Here is a 15,930-nt window from a genome sequence, read left to right as displayed (position 1 = left end):
CATGGCATTAACTCGAAAAAATTTCATCAAAACAAGTGGACTAGGTGTATTGGCATTAGGTACATCGTCTTTCAAGTCAGTTCAAAACATTACCAACGATGCAAATTTGAATGACCACAAGCTTAATATTGGCTTAGCTTCATATACTTTAAGAAAATATAGTTTAGATGAATTAATTGATATTACAGAGCGCTTAGGTTTAAAAGATGTAGCTTTTAAAAGTTTTCATTTACCATATGAGGCAAGCAAAAAAGAGCTCACCTATATTCATGAAAAAGTTACCGCTAGAGGTCTTAACCCATATGGTGGTGGCGTCATTTACATGAAGTCAGAACAAGATGTTGAAACCTATTTTACCTACGCACATAATGCAGGTTTACCTATGATTATTGGCGCACCAAAACATAATTTGTTGCCTTTGGTAGAGCAAAAGGTAAAAGAGACAAATGTTAAACTAGCTATACATAATCACGGTCCGGAAGACAAAATTTTTCCTTCCCCAAAAAGTGTTTACGACAATATAAAAGGATTAGATGATAGAATTGGTCTTTGTATAGATGTAGGCCACACCTTTAGATTAGGTCTAAATCCAGCAGCAGAACTTATAAAATACCAAGACAAATTATTTGATGTACATATTAAGGATATAGACGCTCCGGTAGCTGACGGAGAAAAAACGGTTTTGGGTCATGGTAAAATTGACATACCATCCATTTTAAGTGCCCTAAAGAAAATAAAATATGCCGGCATAGTTGCTATTGAGTATGAAAAAGATGCTAATCATGCTATTTATGGCCTTTCTGAATCTGTTGGGTATATAAGGGGCGTATTAAAAATGTAATCATAGCTAAAAAACGTTTTGTACTATCTTACTTCAAAAGAATATTTTAAATTAAAGACACTTTTAAGCAACCAAAATGTCAAAAGTATCTTAACCTTGGCAAGGCTCCTTTAAAATATCCTATTTTTGAAAAAATTTTTAGGTTGAAAAAGATTTATTTAGTTGTTCTTTTGTTCTTTGCATGTTCTCTTTTCGGTTTTGCCCAACAAGACAATAATGAAGAAGAACCCAAGCAAATCAATATTGTCTACGGTGCCAACTTCACAAAAAACGAAGCTGAATACCCAGGTGCCTCTATCTTTAGTAAAGATACCCGCCAAGTGCAATTTGAACATCAAGGTGCTGATCTATGGTGCGATGTTGCCATTTATTATCAATTAGAAAATCGATTAGAAGCAATTGGTAATGTCATTTTGAAACAGGGCGATTCTATAGAAATGACCAGTAAAAAAATCAACTATTTAGGTGATGTAAAACTGGCAAAGGCTTGGGGCAATGTTGTTCTCACCAATTCTGACATGACTTTAAGAACCGACACACTACGTTTAGATCGTGTAAAACAAGAAGCATTTTATCAAGATAATGGTACCGTAGTAGATTCTGCCAACACACTTACCAGCAAGATTGGCAAGTATTTTATGGAACTTAAAAAGTATCAGTTTTTAGATAGTGTACATGTTCAAAATCCTGAATATACGTTAGACTCAGAACAATTAGATTATTACACGAATTCTAAAAATGCCTACATGTACGGTCCGTCAACCATAAACGGAGAAACGTATAAAATTTATTGTGAAAGAGGTTTTTACGATACCAAGGTAGAAACCGGTTACGGCATTAAAAATACACGCATAGATTATAACAATCGAATTATCGAAGGTGACAGTGTGTATTTCAATAAAGCACAAGAATTTGCTTCGGCCACCAATAACATTACTGTTACCGATACTATTAACAAAGGTATTATCAGAGCCCATTACGCCGAAGTATTTAAAGCCAAAGATTCTGTCTTTGCAACTAGAAGAGCTGTTTCTATCTCTGTTCAAGAAAGAGATTCGCTCTATGTTCATGGAGATACGTTAATGGTCACCGGTAAACCCGAAGAGCGAATTCTAAGAGCATTTAGAAATGCCAAATTCTACAAAACAGATTTAAGCGGTAAATGTGACAGTATACATTCAGAACAAAAAACAGGTATTACCCAATTAATTAAAAACCCTATTATTTGGAACGGTGCCAATCAAATGACCGGTGATAGCATTCACTTAAAATCGAATTTGGAAACCGAAAAACTAGACTCGTTAAAAGTTCTAAAAAACGCCTTCATTATTTCTTTGGATAGTGTTAGCATGACCGGGTACAATCAAGCAAAGGGAATAAACTTGTTTGGCAAATTCATAGATAACGAGCTAAAACTGATAGACTTGGTTCAAAATACAGAGGTTATTTATTATATGTATAATGATGACGATGAACTTATTGGTATAGATAAAACGGTTTGTAGTAAGATCCGTATTACCATGGTTGATAATGATATTGAAGACCTTACGTTTTATACCGACCCAGATGGCGATATATTTCCTGAAAAAGACCTGCCGGAAAATAGCAGAAGATTAAAGGGCTTTGTTTGGCGGGGCGATGAGCGCATACTTACAAAAGAGGATATTTTTGATGAGGATGACAACAATTTAGAACTTGTAGTCATTAATGGTATAGATAACCCAATAGATATAGATGCCGAAGAGCAACAACGTAGCCAAAACGAATCTGACCCTATCAATAATATTTCTACCAATAATAAAGCTACAGACCCTAAGAAATCCATAACACCAAAAAAGGAGAATTAGAAGTTTAGATGAACAAAGACTTTCTAAAATACCAGGCACAAACTTCCCCTTGCCCTTTAGGTATGGAAGTATCTCATGCCAAAGGCAGTTATATTTATGATACCGATGGCAACCAACATTTAGATTTCGTTGCAGGTGTTTCGGCGTGTACCCTTGGTCACTGTCACCCACAGGTTATTGATGCCATAAAAACTCAGGTAGAAAAATACATGCACGTAATGGTATATGGTGAATACGCCCAATCACCAGCAACCGAGTATACAAAATTACTTGCCGATCAGCTACCCACTTCGTTAGAGGTCACCTACTTGGTCAATTCTGGCACCGAAGCTATTGAAGGGGCATTGAAGTTAGCAAGAAGATATACAGGAAGATCAGAAATTATTGCCGCAAAATCTGCCTATCACGGTAATACCATGGGCAGTTTAAGTTTAATGGATTTTGAAGAGCGCAAGAGTGTATTTAGACCATTATTACCAGATGTTTACCATATAAAATTCAATAACGAGGATGATTTAGAAAAAATTACGACTAAAACTGCCTGTGTAATACTGGAAACCATACAAGGTGGCGCCGGATTCATTCTTCCGGAAAATGGTTATTTAAAAAAAGTAAAAGAAAGGTGTTCAGAAGTTGGAGCGTTATTGATATTAGATGAAATTCAACCTGGTTTTGGCAGAACTGGTAAGCTTTTCGCCTTTGAACATTACAATTGTGTACCAGATATATTGGTAATCGGTAAAGGTATGGCATCGGGTTTGCCTGTAGGCGCTTTTACAGCAAGCAAAGAAATAATGCATACGCTTAGTGAAAACCCAAAAATGGGACATATTACCACATTTGGCGGCAACCCGGTTATTGCCGCTTCAAGTTTGGCAACATTAAATGTATTGCTTAATTCTTCGTTAATTGCCGACACTTTAAAAAAGGAACAGCTGTTTAAGAATCTTTTGAAACACCCCAAAATAAAGGAGGTTAGAGGTAAAGGGCTGATGTTGGCACTTATAATGGATTCGCCCGAAACGGCAAATGAATTGGTGCTAAGGGCAAAAGACAAACACCTTATATTATTTTGGTTGTTATTCGAAAATAGAGCCGTTCGTATATCACCTCCAATAACCATATCCGAATTAGAAATAAAAGAAGGTTGCGCCATAATTTTAGCCCTTCTTAACTCCATGTAAATCAATGTTGTTAACTAATTTGTTAATAATATAGATTGGCACAACGCCTGAAACACCTTACAAACACTTACTTTTAATATATCTTGTAAAACTAAATAGTGCCTATGGCGTTAGAATCTAACGAGAGACCGGATAAGCCAATTACAAAATTTGAATCGATGTTGAAGACAGATGATGTCTACTTCTTTGATGCCGAAGATTTTGAAGATATTGTGCACCACTACCTAAATCATGGTAAAATTTCCTTGGCAAAAAAAGGAATTAAAATTGGTCTACAACAACATCCAGGTTCAATTGAACTTAAATTGTTACAGGTAGAGGTTATGGTTTTTGAAAACCAAATGGAAAAAGCCGAAGCCCTTTTAGATGAATTACAACTTTTAGACAATCATAACGAGGAAATCTACATTCAACGGGCAAACATCCTATCTAAACTTGATAATCACGAAGGAGCAATAGAGCTTTTACAAAAAGCGCTAAGTATAACCAATAATAGTTTTGATGTTTATAGTCTTTTGGGCATGGAGTATTTGTTCATGGACAACTTCGATAGTGCCAAAGAGAGTTTTATGAAATGTGTTGAGTTCGATGAACAAGATTACTCATCACTATACAACGTAGTATATTGCTTTGAATTTTTAGAAGACTACGAAGGTGCCATTGTTTATTTAAATGGATATTTAGAGAAAAACCCGTATTGCGAGGTGGCATGGCATCAATTGGGCAAACAGTATTACTATAAAGAAATGTACACCGAAGCTTTAACAGCTTTTGATTTTGCCATTATCTCAGACGATTCATTTATAGGGGCTTATTTTGAAAAAGGTAAAGTTCTTGAAAAATTAGGTCGTTACAAGGAAGCTATTGAAAACTACGAAACTACCATATCTATTGAGGATCCTACTTCACATGCATTTTTAAGAATAGGTAAATGCTATGAAAAACTAAAGGATACCGATATGGCAAAATACTATTTCTACCAGACCGTACATGAAGATCCTTTACTGGATAAAGGTTGGTTGGCCATTACAAATCTTTATTATAATAAAAGGGATTTTGAAAAAGCGGTGTTCTACATTAATAAAGCTTTGAATATCGACGGAGAGAATCCACAGTATTGGAAAAAATGTGCAAAAATCCACATGGCTCTTGAAAACTATGATCAAGCCGACTTTGCATTTAAACAAGCTGTAGATTTAGGCAACTACGAACTTGATACCTGGCTAAAATGGGCAGAAGTAGTAAAGATCAATGGTGAAACAGATGCTGCCGTTCAGATTCTTGCACAAGGAAGGGAATTTTACCCTGAAAGCTTAAAATTGTTATATAAATCTGTAGGTTATCTACTGTTGTCAAATGACCCGATCAATGCTCGCATAATGTTGATGGATGCTTTAAAAATTGATAAAGAGCAAAAAAAATTGCACCTATTCACAGAAAATTTTCCTCAGTATGGTCAATCTGAATGGACTCAGGAAATTGTAAAAAAATACAATAAAACCAAGTAGAAAAGGTTCTACACCATATGGAAAATAGAAAACCTAAAGATTACACTATCATTTCTTTAAAAGGCATGGCAATGGGAATTGCTGAACTGGTACCCGGAGTATCGGGTGGCACAATTGCCTTTGTAACAGGGATTTACGAAGAATTTATCACTTCTATCAATAACGTCAATCTAAAAACTTTAAAAGTTTTAAAAGAAGATGGCTTTAAAATGTTCTGGAAAAAACTGAACGGTAATTTTCTGCTTGCACTGGTAATTGGTATGATGATCAGCATCTTCTCTTTATCGAAAATTATTGCTTGGCTTTTAGATGAGCACCCCATACCAACATGGTCTTTCTTTTTTGGTTTGGTATTGGCAAGTGTAATATTCGTTGCAAAATCAATCAAAAAATGGCATTTACTAGCTATAGTTCTCTTTATCATAGGTACGGTTAGTGCTTTTTATATAACGACTCTACCTCCATCGGCAAGCTCTGGCAGTTTACCTTTTATCTTTTTATCTGGTGCTATTGCTATCTGTGCAATGGTATTACCAGGTATTTCCGGTTCATTTATATTAGTGTTATTAGGATCTTACAAAACAGTATTAGAGGCAGTAAATGAAAAAGATTTCGGAATCATTATAACATTTGCATGTGGTGCCGCTTTCGGTATATTAAGTTTTGCCAGAATCTTAAAATGGATGTTTACCAATTATAAGGATGCCACATTAGCTGTCTTAACAGGATTCATCTTGGGGTCATTGAACAAAATATGGCCTTGGAAGAACATCATAGAAATCATTCAGATCGGAAAAAAAGAAATTATAATTGATGAAAATATTTCACCATTTGCTTTTCAAGGTGATAATCAATTAACTTTTGCCATTGTAGCCGCTATCATAGGTTTTTCCCTTATTTTTATATTGGAAAAATCCGCTTCAAAGAAGTAATGCGAAAACCTACATGAACACACCCCGTACCTTTACCGATAAATTTTTCTTGGTGGTTAAAGGGCTTTGTATGGGAGCCGCCAATAAGGTACCCGGAGTATCAGGCGGAATTGTAGCATTTGTAGGCGGTTTTTACGAAGAATTTATTTATTCTCTACAAAAGGTAAATGCTAAAGCGTTTAAGCTTCTGATCAATGGTAGGTTTAAAAGTTTCTATCGCTATATCAATGGTTCATTTTTAACACTTCTTATTTTTGGAATGCTAGTTAGTTATTTCAGCATTTCAAAAGTTTTGGACTATTTTTTAGTGAAAAGTGAACTCTACGTTTGGGCTACTTTTTTTGGTATGATACTAGGATCCATCTATTATATAGGCAAAGATTTTGATTACTGGAAAAAGAAAACATTTACCGCAGCCCTCATTGGTTTAGGCATTGGTGTGGCTATCAGCTTTCTTAGTCCCGCAAAAGAAAATGACAATCTTTTATTTATCTTTTTATGTGGCATGATCAGTGTATCTGGCATGACCCTACCTGGTTTATCGGGTTCATTCATTTTAATACTATTAGGTAATTATGTGTTACTGTTAGTAGACTCGGTCAATGCGCTGTACGATACATTTTCAGAATTATTGGTTGGCGATTTTAGTTTTACAAATAACACAGAGCGCTTACATACATTAAAAATATTAGCCGTTTTTACCTTAGGATCAGCAACAGGTCTTGTTACCTTGTCGCACTTGTTGACCTTTGTTCTAAAGCATTACAAACATGTTACCACTGCAACTATACTCGGTTTTATTACCGGTTCACTAGGCGTGGTATGGCCATGGAAAAAAACTATTTACAAAACAGACTTAGATGGAAATCTGGTTTTAGATTCCAATGGAAAACAGATCATAATGAATTATGAACGTTTTCTACCAGATTTGACCGTTGTAGAAAATTGGATGGCAATATTCTTTATAATAATAGGTATTAGTATTTTGCTAGTTTTAGATTGGTATGGAAAGAACAGAAGAACAGAAAGCTAATTATGGCTTAATAGGAAAAAATATATCCTATTCATTTTCAAGAGGATATTTTAAAAAGAAATTTGAGGCAATGGAACTTAAAAACCATGTCTATCAAAATTTTGATCTTTCCTCTATTTCAGAATTTCCTGCCATTTTTAAGAATACCAAAAATGTGAAAGGGTTAAACGTTACTATTCCTTATAAAGAAGAGGTAATGGAATTCTTGAACGACATTGATGATGCCGCTAAGAAAATAGGTGCCGTAAACACTATAAAAGTTGGTGAAGATGGATTAAAAGGTTTTAATACCGATGCATACGGTTTTAAAAAATCTCTTGAACCTAATTTAAAAAAACATCATCAAAAAGGACTAATACTAGGTACTGGCGGGGCATCAAAAGCAATAGCGTATGTGCTAGAAGAGTTGGGCATTACCTATACTTTTGTTTCAAGAAGTGGAAAAAACAACGGTTATACCTATAAGGATTTAACCAATGACATTATTAAAGAGCACACACTTATCGTTAATTGTTCACCCGTTGGAACATTCCCCGATATTGAACAAAAACCAGATATTCCTTATCAAGAGATCAATGAAGAACATTTGCTATTCGATCTTATATATAACCCCGAGGAAACCGCCTTTTTAAAGGCTGGAAAAGAAAATGGAGCGACTATATGTAATGGCTACAAAATGCTAGAATACCAAGCAGAAAAGTCTTGGAAAATCTGGAACCAAAAGTAATCTACTCCTTCACCTTGTCTTTAATAAGGTGTCATTAATTGAATTTTCCTATACTATTGGGTTTTGCAATAGATTTAAAAAGAGTAAGCAATTCTTTGCCAGTACTAGGGTTGTTACTATCTTGTAAGCATATAACATAGGATTATGTCTGAGGATAAACAACAAAAATTACAAGAGAATTCAACTGAAGAAAACACTACCGCACAAGCTACAGAAAGCAAGGTAGAAGAAACAGTTGAAGACAGTACAAATTCAACAGAGCAACCTGAAGATAACGCTTCTGAAGAAAATGAATCTACGGCAAATACTGATGTCATGAACGAAATTGACGATTCTAATGCCGAAGATGCAGAAGATACCGATACTGAAAAAAGACATGAAATTCCTATGCCAGACTACCATGAAATGAACATGGAAAATTTAGTTGGAGAATTACAGCGCTTGGTAAAGAATGAAAAAGTTCAGGCAATAAGAAAGCACGTAGACAATATCAAAGATGAATTCAATCAGAAATTTGATGAATTTATTGAAGAGAAAAAAGAAGAATTTATTTCTAACGGCGGTAACGAAATTGATTTTAGATATAATTCAGTAGACAAGCGACAGTTCAATGAAGTATATGCAGAATATAGAGAAAAGCGTAATCAATATTACAAGAGCCTAGAAAAAAGCCACAAAGAAAACCTAGTGTATCGACTAGATCTTATTGAGCAATTGAAAGGCTTGGTAAATGTTGAAGAAGATATAAACACAACCTATAATAATTTTAAGGATATACAGGCGAAATGGCGCCATGCCGGTCCTATTCCACGTGCAGATTACAACAATGTTTGGAAAACTTACCACCATCATATTGAAATTTTCTACGATTTTTTAAATATCAATAGAGATTTAAGAGATCTAGATTTTAAACATAATCTTGAAGAAAAAAGTAAGATTGTGGCCAGAGCCGAAGAGCTTGCCAAAGAACCAGATTTAAATAGGGCGTTTAGAGAATTACAAGTACTACACAAAATCTGGAAAGAAGATTTAGGTCCCGTAGGTAAAGAACATAGAGAAGAAATTTGGGATCGTTTTAGTGCCGCAACAAAAATTATACATGAAAGGCGTCAAGATTACTTTAAGAATCTAGACAAGATTAAAGAAGAGAACTTAGAGCGTAAGCATGCTATTATAAATGAAATTAATACACTTACGGAGAACGTATCTGACAACCACGGTAAGCTACAACAACAGATAAAAAAATTAGAAGAGCTAAGGGAAGCGTTTTTTACCGCCGGTCAAGTACCCCAAAAAGTAAATTCAAAAACTTGGAATAGCTTTAAGGCTGCGGTTAGAGAATTCAATCAGCATAAAAATGCATTTTACAAAAATCTAAAAAAAGAGCAACAGGAAAATTTAGATAAAAAAAGAGCATTGTTAGAAATAGCAGTTTCGCTAAAGGATAGTGAAGATTGGGATACTACTACTTCAGAAATGAAACGTATTCAAGGGCAGTGGAAAAAAATTGGCCACGTACCCAGAAAATACTCGGATAAATTATGGAAAGAGTTTAAAACTGCCTGCAATCATTACTTTGACAGACTAAATGCCCTTAAAAATGATGCTTTTAAAGAAGAGGAGGCTAATTTGAAGCTGAAAGAAGAATGCATGAACCGCCTTAAATCTTTTGAATTAAGTGGCGACAAAACAAAAGATTTAGAAACGATTAAAAAGTTTTCCGAAGAATGGAAAAACTATGGCAGGGTTCCTTTTAAAAAGAAAAGTATTAATCAAAAATTCGACAAAATTATTGATGCCCTTTATCAGAAGTGTGGCGTTAGCAAGCAAGAGTCTGAACTACTGAAATACGGAAACAAAATTCAACAGCTTACCAATAATGACAATCAAGAACGTGCCATACAAAATGAGCGCGCGTTTATTAGAAAGAAAATAGACGAAAGTAAAGATGAAATCAGGCAGCTTGAGAATAATTTACAGTTTTTCTCAAATGCCTCTGAAAGCAATCCATTAGTACAAGATGTCATAAAAAGAGTAAATCAGCATAAAGAATCTTTGGCTGCATGGAAGGCAAAACTTAAAAAACTAAATATTTTAAAGAATAATTTACTCAAGGAAGACGATGAAGGCGAATCTACAGAAGAGCCACAATCTGAGGAGTAAACATTCCATTTTTTATAAAGGGTATAATAATTAAGCTGCTTAATCGTTATATGTAAGAAAAAACCTACTTATTAAATTTAGGTACAATGTTATACCCAAAATATGGTAAAACCAGAAATACCAAAAAACGAACAACAACGACTAGAAGTTTTAAATAGTTTCAACGTATTAGATACATTAGAAGAAAAAGAATACGATGCCATAACCCGTATTGCAGCAGATATTTGCAACACCCCAATGGCACTAGTTTCCTTAGTTGATAAAGATAGACAGTGGTTTAAATCTCACCATGGTATAGATGCAACTGAAACACCACGAGAGCTTGCATTTTGTGCCCACGCCATAAATACCCCAGACTCTTTATTAATAGTTAACGACGCGAATAAAGACGAAAGGTTTTTTGACAACCCCTTAGTAACGGGCGGACCTGCTGTGCAATTCTATGCCGGAGCGCCACTGAACACCAAAGAAGGTACTTCTATTGGTACGCTATGTGTTATAGATACAAAACCCAGACAAAAATTTACTGAAAAGCAGCAAGCTTGCTTAAAAGACCTAGCCGATCAAGTTATAGCACAACTAGAACTGCGTAAACAGAACATGCAACAAAAACTGATCAATGAAGAATTAAGGGTAAAGAATGATCAGTTAAAACACCTATCATACCGTCTTGCCCATGATATGAAAACCCCATTATTAGGAGTTAATTCTATGGTTAGCTTTATCAAAGATGATTACAGTGATTTTATAAAGGATACAGAAATTCCTGTTTATCTAAAAATTATAGATAATAGAGTTGAATATATGGAAGCTCTTATCAATGGTATTATTAATTATAACTCCATTACCAATGCAGAAATCGTTGGTGAGGAATTTAATATTTCAAATGAACTAAAACAGGTACTTCACAAACATGCTGATATTAGCAATGTTGAATTACAATTGATGAATTGTGACATAAGCATATATCAATCATTAAACAGCTTCGATCAAATATTCAGGGATTTGATCTCTAACAGTTTAAAATTTGTGAACTCCCCTACCATTAAAATAAAGATAACCTTCACTGAAGACCAAGACTTTTATTTCTTTACCTATGAAGACAACGGACCTGGCATACCTGAAAAATACTGGGAAAAAGTTTTCGGATTATTTGAAAAACTTGGAATCGATGATGTCGAAAACACGGGCATTGGATTAACAACGATAAAAACACTCATAGAGAAATTAGGAGGCAAAATCACCATAGGCAAAAGCCCAAATAACGAAGAAGGTGTGTTTTTTAATTTTTCACTTGCGAAGCTTCCCTCATAACCAAACAATACGATTTGTATTGACCTATCAGAACTTATTTAAAGGTACCCATTAAAAAAGCCTCTATAAATAGAGGCTTTTAACATTATAATAGGTATTACTTTTACTTAGCAACATTTACGGCTCTTGTTTCACGAATAACCGTCACTTTTACCTGACCCGGATAGGTCATATCGGTTTGTATTTTTTGCGAAATCTCGAAAGACAATTGCGCAGCTCTGTCGTCATTTACTTTTTCGCTTTCAACGATTACACGAAGCTCTCTACCAGCTTGTATCGCATAAGCCTTTTGTACACCACTAAAACCAAATGCAATCTCTTCAAGGTCTTTTAAACGTTGAATATAAGAATCCAACACCTGTCTTCTTGCACCTGGTCGTGCACCGCTAATAGCATCACAAACTTGTACAATTGGTGCAATAAGCGTTTTCATTTCAATTTCGTCATGGTGGGCACCTATGGCATTACATACTTCAGGTTTTTCCCCAAACTTTTCTGCCCATTGCATACCTAAGATGGCGTGTGGCGTTTCCACTTCATTTTCAGTATTAGGAACTTTACCTATATCATGTAATAAACCTGCACGTTTAGCTATTTTAGGGTTTAATCCTAATTCAGATGCCATTACACCACAAAGCTTAGCAACTTCCCTAGAGTGCTGTAATAAGTTTTGACCATAAGAAGATCTATACTTCATTCTACCAACGGCACGAATTAGCTCTGGGTGAAGTCCATGAATACCCAAATCTATCACGGTACGCTTACCTATCTCTACAATTTCGGTTTCAATTTGCTTTTCGGTCTTTTTAACGATTTCCTCAATTCTAGCTGGGTGAATTCTACCATCTGTCACCAACTTATGAAGCGAAAGCCTTGCAACCTCTCTCCTTACTGAATCGAAGCAGGAAAGAATAATTGCTTCTGGTGTATCATCAACAATAATTTCTACTCCAGTAGCAGCTTCTAGCGCTCTAATATTTCTACCTTCTCTACCAATAATACGCCCTTTTACATCATCTGATTCTATGTTGAAAACCGACACACAGTTTTCTACAGCTTCTTCGGTACCTATTCTCTGAATAGTATTGATAATGATTTTACGGGCTTCTTGCTGTGCCGTAAGTTTAGACTCCTCAACCGTAGATTGTATAAATGCCATAGCATCTGTTCTAGCAGTCTCCTTTAGACTTTCTACTAGTTGATTTTTTGCTTCATCTGCAGATAGACCGGAAATTACTTCTAGCTGCTGAATTTGGCTCTTGTGCATTTTATCCAACTCTTCATGACGCTTGTCAAAAAGTTGTCTCTTTTGCTCTACTTCTTTTAATTTGTTGTCTAGCTGAGCATTCATGTTCTTGTTTTTAGCAAGCTCACTACTAACTTGAGATTCTTTGTCTCTAGTTCTTTTTTCAGCATCGTTTATTTTCTTATCCTTATTATTTATAACCTTTTCATGCTCGGCCTTTAATTCTAAGAACTTTTCCTTTGCTTGTAATATTTTTTCTTTTTTGACACTCTCGCCTTCGGCTTTAGCATCTTTTAAAATGCGTTCAGCATCTTTTTTAGCATTAATTATGGTTTTAGAGGCCTTCCCTTTTTCCAAAAATTTTGCAATCGCAAAACCTACTGCCAGCCCAACTATTGCGGCTATAACTATCATTGTACTATCCATAGTGTAATATATTAATAAAAAAAAGCCCACATTGGAGAAGTTTTGATCAAACTCCGGTAAACAGGTTTAGGGCTAACAGACTGATCAAGGATCCCTATACAAGTAGGGCCTGCTTTTACAATCTAAACTCACCCTTTTTAAAAAAAATAAATGTTGAGTTTGTCAAAAGGTATTACCAATGTGGGCAGTAACTTAATGTATTTATAAGAACGTTTTATTTAAAAGCCAATTTAGAATTCACCAAGTCCTCAAGCGCTTTTAAACGTTCTTCAGCTTCTTTGGTACCCTCTACTTGCTCTATGCCATTCTGTTCAATTTTAGACGCAAATTGTAAGGCACACATGGCCAATACATCTTGTTTGTCCCTAACTGCATAATTCTGCTCAAATTTTTTTGCCAACTGTTCTATGTTTTTAGCCGCTTTACGCAAGCCTTCTTCTTGAGAGGGGTCAATCGTTAATGGATATACCCTATCAGCAATAGAAAGTTTTATTTTGAGCTTATCTGACATATTATTATAAACATTATTCCGATAACTGGGCTATACAATGGTCCAACTCTCGTATTAATGTATTTATTTTAAGCTTAGCTTCTGTTTTATTGGTATTACTGCCAAGCATTGAATTTGCAAGTTTAAGCGAGTTGTATTTTTCTTCCCATTCAGAAACCGTTTTACTGGCGTTCTCTTGTGAAGATTTTATATCACGCAATTCTTTTTCCAATTCAATATTAGCATTGTTCAAAACCTCAAGTTTATGCAACAGCTTGCTAATTTTATTTTCTAAAGAATCAACGATTTTAATTAATTCGCTCATACATTACCGTCAATGCGATTTACACAAAGTTAACATACATATTATGACTTAGCAATAGTTTTGTGAAATATTCGTAGTTCATGAAATCTCAAATCTATTTTGTTTACACAAAGCCCTTTAGCTTTAAATAAATTTTAGCGCATTCTTCTTCATGGAATTGTCTATGATTATTTATTTTCGCAGTATTGCTATCTACCTATGAGAAATATAACCCTAAGTCTATTATTACTGTTTTGCTTTTCGCTTTTTGCACAAAAAGAATATCCTAAAGGAGTATTTGCTCCACCAATGGATATACCTATTATCTTGGCAGGTACTTTTGGTGAATTGCGATCAAATCATTTTCACTCTGGCATAGATATTAAAACACAACAGAGAGAAGGTATACCGATAAATTCCATTGGCGACGGTACAATAACAAGAATTAAGGTTTCTCTATGGGGCTATGGCAAAGTGCTATATATTGCACACCCAAATGGTTATACTTCTGTTTATGGGCATCTACAAAAATTTTCCCCATCAATTGAAGAATACATTAAAAAAATACAATACAACAAAAAGTCGTTTGAGGTAGAAGTTTTCCCCGATTATGGCGAACTAAAAGTGTCAAAAGGAGAACTCATTGCATATAGTGGAAACACAGGTGGTTCCGCTGGTCCACATTTACATTTTGAAATACGAAGTAGTATTTCTGAAAAACCTACCAATCCTCTATTATACGGAATGGATGTAGCCGATGCCACTAACCCCATTCTAGAAAAATTGTTTGTATATCCGCTAACCGACAAATCTCACGTTAACGGTAACTACAGTAGAACCCAGGTTAATTTTAAGAAACAGAGCGATGGTACATTTTTAGCCGACAATGTAACCGCACTAGGCGACATCGGTATTGGTTTTGTTGGTTTTGACAGACTAGATATGGCAGCAAATAAAAATGGTGTCTATAGTGTTGAACTCAGCGTAAATGGTAAAACCTATTCCCTTTACGATTTTGAATCTTTTTCTTTTGGGGAAACCAGATATATAAATACGTTGATAGATTACGACTACTACGGCAGAAATAGACAACGTATTCAAAAAAGTTTTAAATCTCCGGGCAACAACCTAAGTATTTATAAAGAGCTTTATAACAATGGTGAGATCCAGGTAAACGAAGGTCTTAGCTACAATGCAAAACTTTTAATCAAAGATTTTGCTGGCAATGATCTAGAAATGAATATACCAATTACTGGCAAAAAGAATTTGTTAGGCAACAAGAAGGAAAACTTTACAACAGAAAATTACATAACTGCAAAAAGACCCAATAACTTTGACTTAGGCGGTGCCAAGGTTTATTTTCCGACAAATACTTTTTACGAAGATTTCTACATCGATCTAAAAAAAGGGAAAGACACTGTTATGATACATACCAACACCGTGCCCGCACATAGAAATTTCACGATAACTTTTGATGTATCGAAATACACAAAAGAAGAACAAAAACAATTGTTCATTGCCCGTTTAGATTCTAAACTAAGACCAAGCCATGCAAATACCTATAAACGAGGAAATGAATTTACAACACGAACACGTTACTTAGGCACTTATACTTTGGCACGAGATACCGTTGCCCCTACAATTAGAACTAAAAACTTTAAAGAAAAGCAATGGTTGAACAACTATAAATATCTGAGTGTACAAATTGCCGATGATCTTAGTGGTATTGATACTTATTCCGCTACTTTGAACGGAGAATGGATTTTAATGGAATACGAACCAAAACGCAATACACTTACCTATAATTTTGACGATAAGATTGCAGACCAAACGCAATGCGTGCTTAAAGTTACCGTTACAGATAATGTAGGGAATGAAAATACCTTGACGACCTCGTTTTATAGAAAATAAATTA

The 15,930-nt window shown here is 35.0% G+C and carries 13 protein-coding genes and 1 other RNA gene; 10 read left to right on the top strand and 4 right to left on the bottom strand.

What is annotated here, in order from left to right; all coding sequences use genetic code 11:
• Window position 1: 1 nt before the first annotated feature.
• The 9 genes from EXIGUO8A_RS13470 (at window position 2) to EXIGUO8A_RS13430 (ending at window position 11,549) form a co-directional block, all read left to right on the top strand.
• Complete coding sequence (locus EXIGUO8A_RS13470; RefSeq protein WP_159303533.1) at window positions 2–841, top strand: sugar phosphate isomerase/epimerase family protein; 840 nt, start codon at window positions 2–4, stop codon at window positions 839–841.
• A 143-nt stretch (window positions 842–984) separates the two neighbouring features.
• Window positions 985–2,688 (top strand): OstA-like protein, encoded by a 1,704-nt coding sequence (locus tag EXIGUO8A_RS13465; RefSeq protein WP_407658205.1) that lies wholly within the window; start codon window positions 985–987, stop codon window positions 2,686–2,688.
• 8 nt (window positions 2,689–2,696) lie between these two features.
• Window positions 2,697–3,872, top strand: a complete 1,176-nt coding sequence (locus EXIGUO8A_RS13460; RefSeq protein ID WP_159303532.1) for an aspartate aminotransferase family protein — start codon at window positions 2,697–2,699, stop codon at window positions 3,870–3,872.
• 104 nt (window positions 3,873–3,976) lie between these two features.
• Entirely contained in the window at window positions 3,977–5,380 is a 1,404-nt protein-coding gene (locus tag EXIGUO8A_RS13455) for a tetratricopeptide repeat protein (protein ID WP_159303531.1), read from the top strand.
• A 17-nt stretch (window positions 5,381–5,397) separates the two neighbouring features.
• Entirely contained in the window at window positions 5,398–6,312 is a 915-nt protein-coding gene (locus EXIGUO8A_RS13450) for a DUF368 domain-containing protein (RefSeq protein ID WP_159303530.1), read from the top strand.
• Window positions 6,313–6,325: 13 nt separating this feature from the next.
• Window positions 6,326–7,345, top strand: a complete 1,020-nt coding sequence (locus EXIGUO8A_RS13445; RefSeq protein WP_159303529.1) for a DUF368 domain-containing protein — start codon at window positions 6,326–6,328, stop codon at window positions 7,343–7,345.
• Window positions 7,317–8,072, top strand: a complete 756-nt coding sequence (locus EXIGUO8A_RS13440; protein ID WP_159303528.1) for a shikimate dehydrogenase family protein — start codon at window positions 7,317–7,319, stop codon at window positions 8,070–8,072. Before EXIGUO8A_RS13445 ends, EXIGUO8A_RS13440 begins: the two co-directional genes overlap by 29 nt.
• A 144-nt stretch (window positions 8,073–8,216) precedes the next feature.
• The gene (locus tag EXIGUO8A_RS13435) at window positions 8,217–10,235 is read left to right on the top strand and encodes a DUF349 domain-containing protein (RefSeq protein WP_159303527.1); all 2,019 of its coding nucleotides are present in this window, start codon (window positions 8,217–8,219) and stop codon (window positions 10,233–10,235) included.
• Window positions 10,236–10,337: 102 nt separating this feature from the next.
• Window positions 10,338–11,549: a sensor histidine kinase gene (locus EXIGUO8A_RS13430; RefSeq protein ID WP_159303526.1), complete on the top strand. Its 1,212-nt coding sequence runs from the start codon at window positions 10,338–10,340 to the stop codon at window positions 11,547–11,549.
• Between the two features lie 103 nt (window positions 11,550–11,652).
• On the opposite strand, the gene rny is transcribed toward EXIGUO8A_RS13430, so the two are convergent.
• From rny to EXIGUO8A_RS13410, 4 genes are all read right to left on the bottom strand, one after another.
• The gene (rny, locus tag EXIGUO8A_RS13425) at window positions 11,653–13,221 is read right to left on the bottom strand and encodes a ribonuclease Y (RefSeq protein WP_116772001.1); all 1,569 of its coding nucleotides are present in this window, start codon (window positions 13,219–13,221) and stop codon (window positions 11,653–11,655) included.
• A gap of 48 nt (window positions 13,222–13,269) precedes the next feature.
• Window positions 13,270–13,380, bottom strand: a non-coding RNA gene (gene ssrS, locus EXIGUO8A_RS13420) — 6S RNA.
• A gap of 55 nt (window positions 13,381–13,435) precedes the next feature.
• Window positions 13,436–13,732, bottom strand: a complete 297-nt coding sequence (locus EXIGUO8A_RS13415; RefSeq protein WP_058103369.1) for a cell division protein ZapA — start codon at window positions 13,730–13,732, stop codon at window positions 13,436–13,438.
• A 13-nt stretch (window positions 13,733–13,745) separates the two neighbouring features.
• Window positions 13,746–14,036 carry a hypothetical protein gene (locus EXIGUO8A_RS13410; protein WP_159303525.1) on the bottom strand — a complete coding sequence of 97 codons (291 nt, stop codon included), beginning with the start codon at window positions 14,034–14,036 and terminating at the stop codon, window positions 13,746–13,748.
• Window positions 14,037–14,234: 198 nt separating this feature from the next.
• Between EXIGUO8A_RS13410 and EXIGUO8A_RS13405 the strand changes: the two genes are divergently transcribed.
• Entirely contained in the window at window positions 14,235–15,926 is a 1,692-nt protein-coding gene (locus EXIGUO8A_RS13405) for a M23 family metallopeptidase (protein ID WP_159303524.1), read from the top strand.
• The last annotated feature ends 4 nt before the right edge of the window (window positions 15,927–15,930 follow it).

Source organism: Maribacter litoralis, from assembly GCF_902506355.1.
GTDB lineage: Bacteria > Bacteroidota > Bacteroidia > Flavobacteriales > Flavobacteriaceae > Maribacter > Maribacter litoralis.
The sequence above is the reverse complement of the archived record's forward strand: the minus strand, read 5'-3'. Positions and strand labels throughout refer to the sequence as shown.